This window comes from Streptomyces sp. NPDC033174 (assembly GCF_055577795.1).
Genome location: NZ_JBVIPQ010000003.1, coordinates 227,827 through 243,567, shown reverse-complemented (window position 1 = coordinate 243,567; position 15,741 = coordinate 227,827). Strand labels below are relative to the sequence as shown.

At 73.8% G+C, this 15,741-nt stretch carries 13 protein-coding genes; 8 read left to right on the top strand and 5 right to left on the bottom strand.

What is annotated here, in order from left to right; translation table 11 throughout:
- Positions 1-22: 22 nt before the first annotated feature.
- Complete coding sequence (gene lnt, locus ACZ5VC_RS11275) at positions 23-1,633, bottom strand: apolipoprotein N-acyltransferase (RefSeq protein ID WP_469119811.1); 1,611 nt, start codon at positions 1,631-1,633, stop codon at positions 23-25.
- 214 nt (positions 1,634-1,847) lie between these two features.
- On the opposite strand from lnt, the gene ACZ5VC_RS11270 reads away from it, so the two are divergent.
- The gene (locus ACZ5VC_RS11270) at positions 1,848-3,008 is read left to right on the top strand and encodes an O-antigen ligase family protein (RefSeq protein WP_469119810.1); all 1,161 of its coding nucleotides are present in this window, start codon (positions 1,848-1,850) and stop codon (positions 3,006-3,008) included.
- A gap of 22 nt (positions 3,009-3,030) precedes the next feature.
- Here the strand turns inward: ACZ5VC_RS11270 and ACZ5VC_RS11265 are convergent, their stop codons facing one another.
- Together ACZ5VC_RS11265 and ACZ5VC_RS11260 are read right to left on the bottom strand one after the other, a co-directional pair.
- Entirely contained in the window at positions 3,031-3,594 is a 564-nt protein-coding gene (locus ACZ5VC_RS11265; RefSeq protein WP_469119809.1) for a hypothetical protein, read from the bottom strand.
- Between the two features lie 45 nt (positions 3,595-3,639).
- Positions 3,640-4,425 (bottom strand): glutamate racemase, encoded by a 786-nt coding sequence (locus ACZ5VC_RS11260; protein WP_469119808.1) that lies wholly within the window; start codon positions 4,423-4,425, stop codon positions 3,640-3,642.
- 58 nt (positions 4,426-4,483) lie between these two features.
- Between ACZ5VC_RS11260 and ACZ5VC_RS11255 the strand changes: the two genes are divergently transcribed.
- Positions 4,484-5,659 carry a glycosyltransferase gene (locus ACZ5VC_RS11255; RefSeq protein WP_469119807.1) on the top strand — a complete coding sequence of 392 codons (1,176 nt, stop codon included), beginning with the start codon at positions 4,484-4,486 and terminating at the stop codon, positions 5,657-5,659.
- A gap of 53 nt (positions 5,660-5,712) precedes the next feature.
- On the opposite strand, the gene ACZ5VC_RS11250 is transcribed toward ACZ5VC_RS11255, so the two are convergent.
- Entirely contained in the window at positions 5,713-7,002 is a 1,290-nt protein-coding gene (locus tag ACZ5VC_RS11250; protein WP_469119806.1) for a TerD family protein, read from the bottom strand.
- 237 nt (positions 7,003-7,239) lie between these two features.
- On the opposite strand from ACZ5VC_RS11250, the gene ACZ5VC_RS11245 reads away from it, so the two are divergent.
- The 4 genes from ACZ5VC_RS11245 to ACZ5VC_RS11230 all read left to right on the top strand — a co-directional run bounded on the left by ACZ5VC_RS11245 (position 7,240) and on the right by ACZ5VC_RS11230 (position 11,791).
- Complete coding sequence (locus ACZ5VC_RS11245; protein WP_469119805.1) at positions 7,240-7,704, top strand: DUF6643 family protein; 465 nt, start codon at positions 7,240-7,242, stop codon at positions 7,702-7,704.
- 37 nt (positions 7,705-7,741) lie between these two features.
- The gene (locus ACZ5VC_RS11240) at positions 7,742-8,566 is read left to right on the top strand and encodes an MOSC domain-containing protein (RefSeq protein WP_469119804.1); all 825 of its coding nucleotides are present in this window, start codon (positions 7,742-7,744) and stop codon (positions 8,564-8,566) included.
- Between the two features lie 122 nt (positions 8,567-8,688).
- The gene (locus ACZ5VC_RS11235; protein ID WP_469119803.1) at positions 8,689-9,297 is read left to right on the top strand and encodes an Rv1733c family protein; all 609 of its coding nucleotides are present in this window, start codon (positions 8,689-8,691) and stop codon (positions 9,295-9,297) included.
- 88 nt (positions 9,298-9,385) lie between these two features.
- Positions 9,386-11,791: a right-handed parallel beta-helix repeat-containing protein gene (locus tag ACZ5VC_RS11230; protein ID WP_469119802.1), complete on the top strand. Its 2,406-nt coding sequence runs from the start codon at positions 9,386-9,388 to the stop codon at positions 11,789-11,791.
- Here the strand turns inward: ACZ5VC_RS11230 and ACZ5VC_RS11225 are convergent.
- On the bottom strand, positions 11,761-14,178 hold the full coding sequence (locus ACZ5VC_RS11225; protein ID WP_469119801.1) for an alpha/beta hydrolase family protein: 2,418 nt from the start codon (positions 14,176-14,178) through the stop codon (positions 11,761-11,763). The genes ACZ5VC_RS11230 and ACZ5VC_RS11225 overlap by 31 nt on opposite strands.
- Positions 14,179-14,316: 138 nt before the next feature.
- Here ACZ5VC_RS11225 and ACZ5VC_RS11220 point away from each other — a divergent pair, with 138 nt between their 5' ends.
- Together ACZ5VC_RS11220 and ACZ5VC_RS11215 are read left to right on the top strand one after the other, a co-directional pair.
- Positions 14,317-15,147, top strand: a complete 831-nt coding sequence (locus tag ACZ5VC_RS11220; RefSeq protein WP_469119800.1) for a DeoR/GlpR family DNA-binding transcription regulator — start codon at positions 14,317-14,319, stop codon at positions 15,145-15,147.
- Positions 15,148-15,276: 129 nt separating this feature from the next.
- A complete protein-coding gene (locus ACZ5VC_RS11215; RefSeq protein ID WP_469119799.1) occupies positions 15,277-15,729 on the top strand; it encodes an SRPBCC family protein in 453 nt (150 codons plus the stop codon).
- Positions 15,730-15,741: the final 12 nt, after the last annotated feature.

The window sequence follows — 15,741 nt, the reverse complement described above, 5'->3', positions numbered from 1 at the left end:
AGAGCTACGCCCGCCCGTGGGCTCAGGCTCCGCCTGCGCTCCGGCGCGCCCGTACGCCGCGGGTGGCCGACCAGCCGATGCCGAACAGGGCGAGGGCCACGAGCGCGGCCTCGGGCAGCGTCCCCATCCGGGTCGCGGGCGTCCGCGAGGAGCGCAGGGGCACCTCGGCGACCAGTGCGTCCGGGGTGAACATGGCGCTCTGGTCGACGATCCGGCCGTCCGGCTCGATGATCGCGCTGACGCCGCTGGTCACCGGGACGACGACGGACCGGCTGTGCTCGACCGCCCGGACCCGTGACATCGCCAGCTGCTGGTACGTCATCTCGCTGCGGCCGAAGGTCGCGTTGTTGCTGGGGACGGTGATGAGCTGGGCGCCATGGGTCACGGTGTCCCGGACCGCCCAGTCGAACGCCGCCTCGTAGCAGGTGGCGAGGCCGACCCTGGTGCCGGCGAGGTCGAACACGCCCACCTCGTTGCCCGGCCCGAAGTCCCGGCTGACACGGTCGACGTCCTTGTTGAAGAGCCGTACCACCGAGCGCATGGGGATGTACTCGCCGAACGGCTGCACATGGCGCTTGTCGTAGGTGGCGACGGGACCCCGCCCGGGCTCCCAGTCGATGAGTGTGTTGCGCAGGTTCCCGGTCGCGGGCGAGACGACGGCGCCGATCACGGTGGGGGCCCCGATCGCCCTGACCGCCCGGTCGATGACGAGCCGCGCGTCGTCGTTGGCGTAGGGATCGATGTCGGAGGAGTTCTCCGGCCACAGGACGAAGTCGGGCCTGGGCTCCTTGCCGGCCGCGACGTCGGCCGCGAGCTGTTCGGTGCGCCGGGCGTGGTTGTCGAGGACCGCGCGGCGCTGGGCGTTGAAGTCGAGGCCGAGGCGCGGCACGTTGCCCTGGATCGCGGCGACGGTCGCGGTGCCGTCCTGCGCCGAGTCGTCCACCAGCGGCAGTGCGGCGAACGCTCCCGCGACCGGGGCGAGGACCGCGAGCGCGGCTGTGGCGAGCGGTCCGCGCGGCAGCTCGCCGGTCGCCCGGTACGCACGCACGCGGCGCACGGCTTCGTACAGCCCGAAGCCGCACAGGGCCACCGCCGAACCGAGTACCGGCGTCCCGCCGACCGCGGCGAGCGGCAGGAAGACGCCGTCCGCCTGTCCGAAGGCGATCTTTCCCCAGGGGAACCCGCCGAAGGGGACCCGCGCGCGGGCGGCCTCGCCCGCGATCCACACGGCAGCCGCCCAGAGCGGCCAGGCGGGCAGCCGGGAGACGGCGGCGACACCGAGCCCCGCCGCGCCGACGAAGAGCGCCTCGGCGGCGACCAGGGCCAGCCACGGGACCGGGCCGACGGCGGAGCCGGTCCAGACGAGGAGCGGCATCAGGAACGCGAGCCCGGCGAGATAGCCGAGCCCGAAGGCGCCCCTGAGCCGGCGGCCCCGCAGCGTCCAGCCCAGGAGCGCGAAGGCGGGCAGCGCGAGCCACCACAGCGGCCGGGGCGGGAAGCTCAGATAGAGGAGCACCCCGCTCAGCGCGGCCGCCCCCGGGCGTGCGAGGCGCCAAAGGAGCCGGGTGCGTCCCGGGGCGGCGGCGGGCTCGGAGGCGTCGGATGCGTCGACGGGAGTGATGGTGGTGCTCACGTGGCGGAGTCTACGGTGAGCCGCTGTGCCGGGGGCAGGTCGGTCCGTCCGCCGCTCGCCGTCGGAAGACATCGGTCCGCTCCCTCCTGCCGCATCGTTTCTGCGCAATCTCTCCACAAAGTCTCACCCTTGCCGTTACGGTGTCCGCCAGCCTCGCCGCCGGTCCGCCCGGGCCGCGCGGGTGGGGTCTGTCATGGGTCGGGGGGTCGAGGGGATGGCTGCTGCCGCGGTGGGCCGTTCCACCGGACGAGGGGCCGGGCAGGAAACGGGGCAGGTGGACGCCGGCGGTCCCTCGCGCGAACCGGGGCGCGCGGCCGATGTCACCGGCGTGGTCGTCCTCGGCGCCTGTGCGATGTGGTCGCTGGTCAGCGCCGCCGGCCGGGACGCGCGCCCCGAAGGCGTACTGCTCGCCGTTCTCGCCGTCGCCGCCGGGTACGCCTGTGGCCGTATCTCCGGAAGTCTGCTGCCCGTGGCCGCGGCCACCGTCATGTCCCTCGCGGCTCTCGCGCTGGCCCTGGCCTCCCGGCAGGGTGTGCCGGGCACCACCGCGTCGATGCCGTCCGGACACGGCGGAGCCTGCGCGGCGCTGCTGGTGCTGGCGGCGGGGGCCGCCTGCTGCGCGGCCGCGGCGGCGACCTCGCTCACCGCCCGGCGGGCCCTGTGGTCGCTGGCCCTCGGCGTCGCGGTCGCGGCGACGGGGCTCGGCTCGGTGACGGGGAGCGTGGGCGCCCTCGGAGTCCTGGTCTGCTCGCTCGCGGCCGCCCGGATGCGGCGACGGCTGCCGGCTCTGGTGGGGCTCGCCCTGATCACCGCTCTCGTCGTGGGTGCCGGCTGGGCGGTCGCGTCCGAGGCTCTGCCGGGCCGGCTGTCCACCGCCCTGGAGGCCCGTCTGACCCATGAACGCGTTGTGCTCTGGCACGACGCGATCGATCTGGCCGAGGAGAATCCCCTGGTCGGCGTCGGCCCCGACCGGTTCGGCGCGGTGAGCCCCACCGCGCAGGCGGCGCCGGTCCCGGACGGGACGCCGCACTCGGCGCCGCTTCAGCAGGCCGCCGAGCAGGGTGTGGTGGGCCTCGTACTGCTCGGGGCGGCGTTCTGCTGGCTGCTCCATGGCCTGCGGCGCTCGCCCCGCTCCACGGCGGTGGTTCTGGCGGCGGCCGCCACGCTCACGGCGCTGGCCCTCCTGGCGGCTGTCGGCAATGCCCTGAGCTTCACTCCGGTGACCGCGGGCGCGGGCCTGCTGGCGGGTCTCGCGACGGCCCGGCGGCCCGCTCCGGACTGTGTACCGGAAGCGACAGAGGCACCGCACACGTCGGATACGGCCGGAAGCCCCGCGCGGTTCCCTGAGGTGACTCCCGGACGACTCCCTCAGTAGCGGGAGGCGGGAGGAGGGATGCTCAGGCCTGCGCGGGCGCGCTCGGGGGCTGCGGGGTGCCGAGGCGCTCGCGGATGATCCGTACCGCCGCCTCCGCGTCGTCGACGGTCACCGTGAAACTGCGGCCGTCCCACAGGGTCAGGACCACGCCCTCGCCCCGCCGCACGATCACGGCCGTGCCCCGTTCCGGCCGCCAGCGGTAGCCCCAGCCGCCCCATTGCCGCGGCGTGACCTTCGGGTCGAATTCGGCGCCCACCACATGGTCGAGGAGGATCCGGCGGCGCGGCACTCCTATGTGGCCGCAGCGGACCTCCATCGCGTGGCGGTCGACGGTGACCGCCACATGGACGAAGGCGAGGGTGCCGAAGAGCATCAGCAGCCCCGCCGCCACGCAGCCGATGACGGACATGAGGAGGGGCGCGATGCCCGAGTCCCACGTGGAGTCCACCGCGAGCTCGACGCCCAGGGCGATACAGGCGGCGCCGCCCGCCGCGAGCACCCACTGCATGCGATTGGTCGCACGGCCGGTCCACACCTCGGGCAGCGGCTCGTCGGGGTGGAGCGCGTGACGGGAATGGTCCCTCATGTGTGACAGCGTACTCACGTTCCGCTCATGGGCACCCGGTCGGCGTCAGCGGGCGGGGACGACCGCTCCGAGCAGTCGGCCTTCCGCGTAGCTCAGCGCGGCAGCCGGCACTTCCGACGCCCGCCCGCTGAGCAGCACGGTCAAGCCGGTGCTCGGTTCCGCGGCGGGCGCGGGCTCGGCACCGATACGGCGCAGGGCCTGTGCGGCGACTGCCCCCGCCGAACCGTGGAAAACCACCGGCGGCAGGTCGGGCGGCTGCACGGCCGCGCGGATGCGGTCCTCGACCAGTTCGTAGTGCGTGCAGCCGAGGACCACGGCCCGCACATCGTCCGGGGTGAGGGCGGCCGCGGCCGCGATGGCTGCGTCGATGGCGGCCTGGTCGGCGTGCTCGACGGCGTCGGCGAGGCCGGGGCAGGGCACCTCGGTGACCTCGACGGCGCCGGCGAAGTCGCGGATCAGGCCGCGCTGGTACGGGCTGCCGGTGGTAGCCGGGGTCGCCCAGATGGCGACCGGGCCGCCGCTCGCCGCGGCGGGCTTGATCGCGGGGACCGTCCCGATGACGGGGATCGCGGGTTCGAGCTCCGCCCGGAGCGCGGGCAGGGCGTGCACCGACGCCGTGTTGCAGGCGACGATCAGCGCGTCGGGGCGGTGGGCGGCCGCGGCGCGCGCCACCGCGAGGGCGCGGGTGGTGACGTCTTCCGCCGTCCGTGGGCCCCACGGCATGTTGTCGGGGTCCGAAGAGAGGACGAGATCCGCGTCCGGCCGCAGCCGGCGTACCGCGACGGCGGCCGCGAGCAGGCCGATTCCGGAGTCCATGAGCGCGATCTTCACCCGATCACCCTAGCCGACGGGCCTTGCGCTCCCGTCGATCTGGGGCAGACTGCGGCGAATGAGCGCCATTGCCTGGATCGCTGTGGGTTCGCTGGCCGCCTGGGGGTGGCTGTTGCTGGGTCAGGGGTTCTTCTGGCTCACCGATCAGCGGCTGCCCCGGCGTGCCCGCCCGGCCGTGTGGCCCAGGGTCGCCGTGGTCGTGCCCGCCCGGGACGAGGCACGGGTGCTCCCGCTGAGTCTGCCGTCGCTGCTGGCGCAGGACTATCCGGGCGAGGCGGAGATCGTTCTCGTCGACGACGGCAGTACGGACGGTACGGGCGCGCTCGCGCGGGCACTGTCCGACGAGTGCGGCGGGCTCGCGCTGACGGTGGCGCATCCCGGTGAGCCGGAGCCGGGCTGGACCGGGAAGCTGTGGGCGCTGCGGCACGGGATCCGGCTGGCTCGGGAGGACGGGCCGGACGCGCCGGAGTTCCTGCTGCTCACGGACGCCGACATCGCGCACGAGCCGGACAGTCTGCGGGAGCTGGTCGCGGCGGCCGTGTCGAACGATCTGGATCTGGTGTCGCAGATGGCGCGGCTGCGGGTGGCGAGCGGCTGGGAGCGGCTCGTCGTGCCGGCCTTCGTCTACTTCTTCTCCCAGCTGTATCCCTTTCGCTGGATCAACAAGGCCGGTGCGCGGACGGCGGCGGCCGCGGGCGGCTGTGTGCTGCTGCGGACCGCGGCGGCGGACCGGGCCGGTGTGCCGGAGGCGATCCGGCAGGCCGTGATCGACGATGTGTCGCTGGCGCGGGCGGTGCGGCGCAGCGGCGGGCGGATCTGGCTGGGCCTGGCGGAGCGGGTGGACAGCGTGCGGCCGTATCCGCACCTCGGCGACCTGTGGCGGATGGTGTCGCGGAGCGCGTACGCCCAGCTGCGGCACAACGCGCTGGTGCTGACGGGGACCGTGGCCGGGCTCGCGGTGGTGTATCTGGCGCCGCCGCTGGCGGTGGCCGCCGGGGCCTTCCGGGGGGACATGGCGGCGGGCTGGGCGGGCGGCGCGGCGTGGGCGGTGATGGCCGGTACGTACGTCCCGATGCTGCGCTACTACCGGCAGTCGCTCTGGCTGGCTCCGCTGCTGCCGTTCACGGCGCTGCTCTATCTGCTGATGACGGTGGACTCGGCGGTGCAGCACTACCGGGGCCGGGGCGCCGCGTGGAAGGGGCGTACGTACGCCCGCCCCGAAGCGGCGCCCTGAGTCACCCGCGCACGCCCCGGACCCGCGCGGTCGTCACGGGTGCGGGGCGCTGGCTACTTCCTGCCGGGTGTCCAGTTCATGCCCCATCCGTAGGCCTGGTCGATGGTGCGCTGCGGGCTGACACCGCGCGCGGGGACCAGGTACCGGGCCTCGCGCCGCACGACGAGGTCGCCGCCCTCCACGGTGAGCAGCGCGAGGGCGCAGACCGTGGAGGGGACGGTGCACTCGTCGAGGGAGAAGTCGACCGGCGCTCCGTGCTGCGGGCGCAGGGTGACGGTGGCGTGCAGATCGGCGAAGCTGCGGGCGCCCTCGTAGATGGTGACGAAGATGAGGACGCGGCGGAGCCGGTCCTTGTGGTCGAGGTTGACGGTCAGGTTCTCGCCGGTGGCCAGGGCTCCGGTGCGGTCGTCGCCGTCGAGGTGGATGTACGGCGGCTGGTGCAGGGCGCCGAAGGCGTTGCCGAGGGACTGGACGACTCCCTTGCGGCCGTCGGCGAGTTCGTACAGGGCGCACAGGTCGAGGTCGAGGTCGGCGTGCTGGGCGACGGCCCGGCCGAGTTTGGCCCCCCAGCCCTGGAACTGCTTGCGCACCTCCCAGTTGAGGTTGACGCGCAGGGCGCCCGATGTGCCGCCCTGTTTGGCGAGGGAGACGGTGGGGGCTTCCTTGGTGAGCGTCACCTTGGAGAGCCGTACGGGCGCGGCGGCGGGTTCCCGCGCGGGAGCGGGCGAGGGCGTGGGCCGGGCGGGGACGGGCGGGGCGTGTACGGGGGCGGCCGGCGCGGGAGGGAGCGGCGGGGCGGCCCGCTGCGGCTCGTCGACCGTGATCCCGAAGTCGGTGGCGAGGCCTTCGAGTCCGCTGCTGTAACCCTGGCCCACGGCGCGGAACTTCCAGGCGCCCTGGCGGCGGTAGAGCTCGCCGAGGATGAAGGCCGTTTCCACGGTGGCGTCCTGGCTGTCGTACCGCGCGAGTTCCGTTCCCGCTGCCGCGTCCAGCACACGTACATACAGTCCCGGAACGCGCCCGAAGCTGCCGCCGTCCGCCGAAGCCGCCAGCACGATCCGCTCGATGGACGGCTCCACGCCGGTGAGGTCCACGGCGACGCTGTCCGTCACCGCGTCGCCGGCCGTGCGCTTTCCCTCGTGCCGGACAGCGCCCGACGCGTGCGCGGGCTGGTTGTAGAACACGAAGTCCGCGTCGGAGCGCACTTTCCCCGACACGAGGAGTAGTGCGGAGGCGTCGACATCCGGGATCCCGGCTCCTGAACGCCATCCGAATTCCACGCGGACACTCCGCGCGGCCACCGGAACATTGGCTCCTTTAAGCATGGACATGCTCGCCCCCATCGCGACTCCGTCACGGAGATTTGTGTAGTGCCAACCTAATCCCGGCGTCTTCCGGCACGCCTCGGGTGACCCGCCGGTAACCCCTCCCGAGCTTGCCCTTTACAAGATCGATGCTCTGGTCGGCGACCGTTTTCCCCATGTTCGCTCCTATTGCGGATCCACGGCCTCCGGGACCCCGTAAAACAACCCTCTTATCGGGCTCCCCAACCAGCACATCGTGGGCTTAACTTATGTGCCATGACCTCCCCCCGCGCCACCTACGGCGGCGGTTACTACACCGCGCCGTCGTTCCCCGACACCCCGATCTACGACTCGCTCGTAGCGGAGCGGGGCACGCCTCAGATCGCGCCGATCCGAGTCCCGGCCGCGTACGACGCCCCCGGCAGCTATCTGCCGGCCCTCCCCGCGGCTCTTCCCGCCCTGCCGGCGGGTCCCAGCTATCCCACCCCTTCCTACGGTGGCTCGTACGGATATCCGCAGCAGGCGCAGCAGCCCATGCCGCTGCAGCACGCGCCCGCGCCGTACATCCCGCAGCAGCCGGCCGGTCCGCGCGGCTACCCGGGCGTCGCCCAGCCGATGCAGCAGCCGCGCCCGGTCGCCACCGGGTACGAGGCGATGCGCCCCGCCGCGCCGCGCCCAGTCCCGACTCCCTCGCCGTACGAGGACCCGTACAACCGCCCGTACCAGGGCGGAGGGTACTGACCCGTCAGGACGCGTTCGCGGCTGGCAGGATGGTTGTATGCCGAATCCTGTACTGCGCTCCGTCCATGTCCATCCGGTGAAGGCGATCGGGGGATTCGCCCCTGCCGAGGTGGAGGTGGAGCCGTGGGGGCTCGCCGGAGACCGCCGTTGGACGCTGGTCGACGCCTCGTCGAAGGTGGTGACCCAACGGCGGCACCCGCTCATGGCGCTGGCCTCGGCGGAGTTGCTGGCGGACGGCGGGATCCGGCTGTCAGCGCCCGGGCGCGAGGCCATGACGGTCGGCGTCCCCGATCCCTCGGCCACGGTCTCGGTGGAGGTCTTCGAGACCGCGGTCGACGCGGTGCCGGTGGGCGGTCCGGTGGATTCCTGGTTCAGCGAGTACCTCGGCGCGGAGGTGCGGCTGGTGCACATGGACGACCCGGCCCGCCGTCGGCCCGTCGACCCCGCGTACGCGCTGCCCGGCGAGACGGTCTCCTTCGCGGACGGATTTCCGCTGCTGGTCACCACCACCGCCTCGCTCGACGCCCTCAACTCGCTCATCGCGCAGGGCGACCACCCCGACGAGGGACCCCTGCCCATGAACCGGTTCCGGCCGAACGCGGTCATCGAGGGCACCGCCCCCTGGGCCGAGGACGGCTGGACGAGGCTCGCGATCGGAGAGGTCACCTTCCGGGTCGCCAAGCCGTGCGGCCGTTGTGTCGTGACCACCACCGACCAGCGCACCGCGGAACGCGGCAAGGAGCCGCTGCGCACCCTTTCGCGCCATCGGCGTTTCGGCAGCCGTCTGGTCTTCGGACAGAACCTGGTCCCCGAGAACACCGGGACCCTGCGGGTCGGCGACGCCGTCAAGATCATCGAGTAGGGGTTCGACGGCCGTCCGCGCGAACAGCCCCCCGCCGGGGTGAGCTTGCTCTCTCTTCACGCGTCCCGCGCGTACCGCGCGCCGTACCGGGTTATCACGGTCACGGAAGGGGGTGCGGGACCGTGCGAGCAGTCACCGGGCTCTGGCGCTGGCGGCGCAACCCGCTGCGCCGGTCCACGGATCTGGCCGAGGCGTGGGTGGCCCTCGGCGCCCTCCTCCTGCTGTGCTGCGCCGCGCCCGCCGTCGGCTGGGTCTGCGGCGGGGCGATCGACGGCTTTCTGGGGCGCGCGGTCCGGGCCCAGCACGAGCAGCGGCATCCCGGCACGGCCCGGGTGCTGCGCCCCGACGAGCGTCCGGCCCGTTCCGTACGGGATCCCGAGTCGACCCGTACGCAGCACGCGCGACGGTCCGTGGTGGCCACCTGGACCGCGCCCGACGGCACGGCCCGCACGGGCACCGTCGCGACGACGCCCGAACTGGCCGACGCCGGGGACACCTTCCGGGTCTGGACGGACGACCGGGGGCGGGTGGTGGGTGCTCCGATGGACCCGGAGGCCGCCCGTGCGCACGCCGTCCTCGGCGGCGTCGCCGCCGCCCTCGCCACGGGCGGACTCGTCGAGGGGGCGCGGCGGGTGGTCGTATGGCGGCTGGTACGCCGACGGTATGCGCGTCTCGACCGTGCGTGGGCCCGGGCCGGTCCCGACTGGGGCCGCACCGGCACGGGCAGCTGAGCGGTCAACTCGCGCGCCCCGCGCGCGCTACGGTGGTGCGATCGGATCACCGGCGGTCGATCGCACGAGGTGGGGGACGAGCAGCACGATGGCACAGGGCACGGTCCAGGTGACGCACACCGGCACGTCGAGGTGGCGGCGCCGCACGGGCGAGTACGCCTCCCTGGCCGCGGCCCTGGAGGCGGCCGCGGACGGCGACATCCTCACCGTCGCGCCCGGAACGTACCGCGAGAACCTCGTCCTGCGGCGGGCCGTCACGCTGCGCGGACCGGAGGGCACGGTCGGTTCGGTCCGGATCGCGCCGGCCGACGGGGTGCCGCTCACCGTGCGCGCCTCCGCCGTCGTCCAGGATCTCCATGTCGAGGGCCAGGACTCGTCGGCGCCCGCGCTGCTCGTCGAGGACGGCACCCCCGAGCTGCTGGACCTGCGGATCGTCACCCGCTCGGCGGCCGGTCTGGAAGTACGCGGCTCCGCGCGACCGGTCGTCCGGCGCTGCACCGTCGACAATCCGGCCGGGGTGGGGATCGGCGTACTCGACGGCGCCGGTGGGGTGTTCGAGGACTGCGAGGTCGTCGCGGCGGGCCAGTCGGGCATCTCCGTACGGGGCGGCGCACATCCCCGGCTGGAGCGCTGCCGGGTGCACCACGCCTCCGGCGCGGGGCTGTCGGTGACCGGGGAGGGCAGCGGCCTGGAGGCGGTGGGCTGCGAGGTGTACGAGATCAAGGGCACCGGCGTGCAGATCGCCTCGCGGGCCACGGCGCATCTCACCGACTCGTCCGTGCACCGCACTTCGGCCGACGGGATCACCCTGGACACCGACGCCGTACTGACGCTCTCCGACTGCGACATCCACGACATCCCGGAGAACGCCGTCGATCTGCGGTCCCGTTCGGTGCTGACGCTGACCCGCTCGACGGTCCGCCGGTTCGGCCGCAACGGCCTGTCGGTGTGGGACCCGGGCACCCGGGTCGACGCCAACCAGTGCGAGATCCATGACAGTACGGGCGACTATCCGGCGGTCTGGGTCAGCGACGGCGCGACCGCCGTCCTGGACGCGTGCCGGGTGCACGACGTACCGGACGCGCTGTTCGTACTCGACCGCGGTTCCCGGGTCGATGTGGTCGACAGCGACCTGACGCAGGTGCGCAACACGGCCGTGTCGGTGAGCGACGGCGCGACCGCACAGCTCGACGACTGCCGGATCCGGGAGGCGTCGACTGGCGCGTGGTTCCGCGACCACGGCAGCGGGGGCACGCTGGCCAACTGTCTGATCGACTCCGTTCAGACCGGTGTGATCGTGACCAAGGGCGCCGACCCCTCGATCGAACGGGTCACCGTCACCGCTCCCGCCGAAGCCGGTTTCTATGTGTCGGCGGAGGGCCGCGGATCGTTCAACGGCTGCCGGGTGACCGGCAGCGGCGGCTATGGCTTCCATGTGATGGACGGATGCCGTTCGACGCTGCGCGCCTGCCGTACGGAGCGGTGCGCGCGCGGCGGGTACGAGTTCCCGGAGGACGGTCCGCAGGCCGAGGACTGCACCAGCGACGAGAGCGGGGTGCGGGCCGCGCCGGCGCGGGGCGCGGGGCCCGCGGTGCTGACGGCGACCCAGACCGCGGGGCTGCTCTCCACGCTGCCGGTGCAGCAGCCGGCCGCGCCGGTGACCGGGGCGGCGGTGGAGCCGGCCCGCACCTCCCAGGACGTGCTCGGTGAACTCGACGCGCTGGTCGGCCTGGACAGCGTCAAGCACGAGGTCCACACCCTCACCAACATGATCGAGGTCGGCAGGAAGCGGCAGGAGGCGGGGCTCAAGGCCGCGTCCGTCCGTCGCCATCTGGTCTTCACCGGCTCCCCCGGCACCGGCAAGACGACCGTCGCCCGGCTCTACGGCGAGATCCTCGCTTCGCTGGGCGTGCTGGAGCGGGGGCATCTGGTGGAGGTGTCCCGGGTCGACCTGGTCGGCGAACACATCGGCTCGACGGCGATCCGCACCCAGGAGGCGTTCGACCGGGCGCGCGGCGGCGTGCTCTTCGTCGACGAGGCGTACGCGCTGTCGCCCGAGGACTCGGGGCGGGACTTCGGCCGCGAGGCGATCGACACGCTGGTGAAGCTCATGGAGGACCACCGGGACGCGGTGGTGGTGATCGTCGCCGGCTACACGGCCGAGATGGAGCGCTTCCTGACCGTGAACCCTGGTGTGGCGTCCCGTTTCTCACGGACCATCACCTTCAGCGACTACGTGCCCGAGGAGCTGCTGCGGATCGTGGAGCAGCAGGCCGAGGAGCACGAGTATCGGCTGGGGACGGGCGCGGCCGAGGCGCTGCTGAAGTACTTCACCGAGCTGCCCAAGGGGCCGGCGTTCGGCAACGGCCGTACCGCGCGCCAGACGTTCGAGTCGATGGTGGAGCGCCACGCGGGCCGGGTTGCCGCGCTCGCGGACGCGAGCACGGACGACCTGACCCTGCTCTATCCGGAGGACGTGCCCGAACTGCCCTGAGCGGGCTGCTCGTCGGCGCGCTGACGGGGCAGGGCCGGCGGCAGCCGGTCCAGGAGTCCGGTGCGTTCGGTGGCGAACACCGGGTCGGCCTGGTAGTCGGAGTGGCCGAGGATCGGTTCGGGCAGCGGGTGTTCATGGGTGCGGCCGTAGACAACGGGGTCGAGCAGGACGTCGCAGTCCACGGCCGGTTTGTCGCCCTCGGCGGGCACCCGCACGGGGCCGCCTATCGGGTCGGTGGCCCGCCACAGGTTGGTCCAGCAGTGCACGGTGCGGTGCAGCACGCGCAGCGCCTCGGGCCCGAAGTAGGCGGGGAACCAGCGGCCGTAGAGCCGCTCGAGCGGGGAGCCGTAGGTGAGCAGCGCGACCCGCTTGCGGGTGGCGGGGGGCAGCTGCCAGACCGCGGCCGCCGCGAGCACACTGCCTTGGGAGTGACCGGAGATGACGAGCCGGCCGCCGGTGCGCCGGGTCCAGGAGCGCATCCGCCAGGTGAGGTCGGGGACCGCCCGCTCGGCGTAGCAGGGCGGGGCGAAGGGGTGGGCGGCGCGCGGCCAGAAGGTGCCGACGTCCCACAGGATGCCGATGGTGCGTCGCGCGGAGGCGTCCTTGTAGGCGCGCCGGCCCCAGGTGACGAAGAGCAGGAAACCGAAGCCGACCATCCAGGAGCCGATGGCCTGGGCCGTGTCGGCCGTCGAGGCGATGACCGGCGGGGCGCCGTCGAAGGCGCGCCCGGGGACCTTTCCGCTGACCCATGCCCCGGCGACGGCTCCCGCGCCGAGCAGAAGGGTGGCGCCGGAGACGATGCCGATGACGGCCGGGGCGGAGTCGGTGAGCCCGGCGCGCGCCCGGGTGGAGGCGATCTTGCGGGTACGGACCGGGTCCGGGTCCTCGGTGCCGTAGTCGGTCTCAACGGCGGCCGCGAGGCGGCGGGCGGCGCGGGCGGTCCGGAGGGCGAGGAACGCCCCGGGCAGCAGCAGGACCAGGAGCAGCACGGGGATGACGGAGGCCTGCCAGCTCAGCAGGACGGGCGGGCCGATGATGGGGCCTTGGCCCATGCCGGGGGTGGCGGGGCCGTCGAGCCAGTCGGCGACGCGCTGGGCGACACCGCCGGTCATCACACCGCCGAGGGCGCAGGCGAGCGTGGCGACGGCGGGGCCGCCGAGTCCGTACACCGCCGTGCGCGGGTCCCGGTGGGGCCGGTGCAGCAGCAGGGCGACGACGGCGAGGGTGACGACGAGTGCGCCCTGGGCGAGGGCCAGTACCCGGAAGGTGACGTCACCGGGCAGGGTGCCGGCGGAGTGCCAGTCCGGGCGTGACCAGCCCGCGTAGAGGACGGCGAGGGTGAGTAACGTCAGCGCGGCGCAGGGCAGCCAGGAGACGGTGGCGCGTTCGACGTACCGGTCGAGGCGGCGTTCGCTGCGGCCGCGCCGGCAGACGACCCATACGACGACGGCCACGAGGGCGGCGACGGTCGTCTCCAGGAGCCAGCCGAGGACTTCGGGAAGGGTCGTCCCGCTGCCGGCGCGGTCGTGGCGGGCGGCCGCGCCGCAGACGGCGGCGGCGACCGTGAGGAAACCGGCGGCGGTGTGCGCGGCGCGCAGCCGGGCGACGAGCCTGCGGCCGTACCAGAAGCCGGGGCGGCCGAGCGGCGGGCGGACCTCGGCAGGGGTGTCCCGCGGTTCGCTCGGCGTGGGCGTCACCTCGTCGTAGCCGGTGGGCGGCCGCTGGGCCTCGTACGCGCTCCAGGTCCGGTTGGAGAGGTACCAGAGCAGTCCCACCAGGGCGGCCGGGACGACGGCGGCCAGCCCGAGGCGGCGGCCCGGCTGGGACCACCAGCCGCCCCGGCCGGCGGAGAGGAATCCGAGCCAGGAACGCTCGTCCGCGCAGGCGGTGACGCCGGCGCACTGCCAGGCCGTCAGGTCGAGGGCCACTTCGCAGGCGGCGGCGGTGAGCAGCACGGTGAGGGTGAGGGCGACCAGCCGCACCAGTACTCCGTACAGCCGGATCAGGCCCTTGCGGCCCTGGGTCGGCGGGCGCATCCAGTGCGCGAGATTGGCGACCATGAAGGGCAGCAGGAGGAGCCACAGCGCCCGCGCGCCGTTGCCCGAGGTGAGGTTGGACCAGCAGTACGCCTCCGGCACCGGGCGTTCCTCGTACCGCTCGGGGTGGCCCTCGGCGTCCAGGTCGTCGGCGCGGCGGTGCATGGCGGCGGTGGCATCACCGGTGACCCGGACGGTGCGGGGGTCGTCGAGCATGGCCTGGGGGGTGGCTCCGCCGACGCCGTGGACCAGCAGTTCCAGCGCGGCGCCCCCACTTCTCGGGGCCGGTGGGGCAGGGGACACGTCGGTGACTCGCTCTCGTGCGGTGAGGATCAGGACGGGAACAACCATCGCGGATCACCGTGCGTGTCCGCAGCGTCTCTCACGGAATCCGCCCCGCCCGTTCACCGCCGACGCGCCGTGCGAGGATGAGCCCCCGCGGCCTGCGGTGACGGCGGCGACAACGATCTGGAAGGACCGGCCACGGCGGTGAGTGACAATCAGAACCTCCTCGCGGAGCAGCGGCGTGCGCTGATCCTCGACGAGGTGCGGCGGCGCGGCGGCGTGCGGGTCAATGAGCTGACCCGCCGGCTCAACGTCTCGGACATGACGGTGCGCCGCGACCTGGACGCGCTGGCCCGCCAGGGGGTCGTCGAGAAGGTGCACGGCGGTGCCGTGCCGGTGGTCGAACCGCGGACGCACGAGCCCGGATTCGAGGCGAAGTCGTCGCTGGAGCCGACCGCGAAGGAGGACATCGCGCGGGCGGCGGCGGCGATGGCGGTGCCGGGCAGCGCCATCGCCCTGTCCGGCGGAACCACCACCTACGCGCTGGCCCACCATCTGCTGGATGTGCCCGACCTGACGGTGGTGACCAACTCCGTGCGGGTCGCGGACGTCTTCCACGCCGCCCAGGGACACGGGCCTTCGGGCGGTCAGCGGCCGGGGGCGGCGACGGTGGTCCTCACCGGCGGGGTGCGCACCCCGTCGGACGCGCTGGTCGGTCCGGTGGCCGATCAGGCGATCGGCTCGCTCCACTTCGACGTGCTCTTCCTCGGCGTGCACGGGGTCTCGGTCGAGGCGGGGCTCTCGACGCCGAACCTGGCGGAGGCCGAGACGAACCGGCGTCTGGTGCACTCGGCGCGACGGGTGGTGGTGGTCGCCGACCACACCAAGTGGGGGACGGTGGGCCTGAGTTCCTTCGCCCGGCTGGAGGACGTGGACACCCTGGTGACGGACGCGGGGCTGTCGGACGAGACACGGGCGGAGATGGCGGAGCATCTGCCGGGGCTGCTGATCGCGGGCGAGGACGACGACGCCTGAGCGGCGGACGGTGGCCGGTCACGGTAGCCCCCGGGCCGGGCGGGCGGCGCAGTACGTCGAGCGGTGTCCGTGAGGGTGTCGCGGCGCTCGGTGCGCCGCCGCGCCGGGCGTCGGCCCTACGATCGCGCGATGAGCGTCCTGCGGATCCAACGTGACACGGCTCTGCCCGTCGGCGAGGCCTGGCGCCGGGTCACGGACTGGCCCGCGCACGGCGCGCAGGTCCCGCTGACCAGGTCCCGGGTGCTGACCCCGGGGACGACGGGCCCCGGAACCCGCTTCGTCGCGCGGACCGGTGTGGGGCGGCTGACCGTCGACGATCCGATGGAGGTCGTCCGCTGGGAGCCTCCGTCGGGGACCGCGCCCGGGCGCTGCCGTCTGGAGAAGTACGGCCGGTGGGTGCTCGGGTGGGCCGAGATCGAGGTGCACGGGAGGGCGTCGGGTGCCCGGGTGGTGTGGGTGGAGGAGCTGCGCGTGCGCGGGCTGCCCCGGTGGTTCGATCCCGTACTGGCGCGTGCGGGGCGGGCGATGTTCGGCCGGGCTCTGGACGGACTGCTGAAGTCGCCGCCCGGCACAGACATCTGACGGGCCGACAGT

What these genes read in the sequence shown, in the direction of transcription:
- ACZ5VC_RS11270 (WP_469119810.1), top strand. Translation starts at nt 1,848, where the DNA reads ATGGCTGCTGCCGCGGTGGGCCGTTCCACCGGACGAGGGGCCGGGCAG.
- ACZ5VC_RS11265 (WP_469119809.1), bottom strand. Translation starts at nt 3,594, where the DNA reads ATGAGGGACCATTCCCGTCACGCGCTCCACCCCGACGAGCCGCTGCCC.
- ACZ5VC_RS11255 (WP_469119807.1), top strand. Translation starts at nt 4,484, where the DNA reads ATGAGCGCCATTGCCTGGATCGCTGTGGGTTCGCTGGCCGCCTGGGGG.
- ACZ5VC_RS11250 (WP_469119806.1), bottom strand. Translation starts at nt 7,002, where the DNA reads ATGGGGGCGAGCATGTCCATGCTTAAAGGAGCCAATGTTCCGGTGGCC.
- ACZ5VC_RS11245 (WP_469119805.1), top strand. Translation starts at nt 7,240, where the DNA reads ATGACCTCCCCCCGCGCCACCTACGGCGGCGGTTACTACACCGCGCCG.
- ACZ5VC_RS11240 (WP_469119804.1), top strand. Translation starts at nt 7,742, where the DNA reads ATGCCGAATCCTGTACTGCGCTCCGTCCATGTCCATCCGGTGAAGGCG.
- ACZ5VC_RS11230 (WP_469119802.1), top strand. Translation starts at nt 9,386, where the DNA reads ATGGCACAGGGCACGGTCCAGGTGACGCACACCGGCACGTCGAGGTGG.
- ACZ5VC_RS11225 (WP_469119801.1), bottom strand. Translation starts at nt 14,178, where the DNA reads ATGGTTGTTCCCGTCCTGATCCTCACCGCACGAGAGCGAGTCACCGAC.
- ACZ5VC_RS11215 (WP_469119799.1), top strand. Translation starts at nt 15,277, where the DNA reads ATGAGCGTCCTGCGGATCCAACGTGACACGGCTCTGCCCGTCGGCGAG.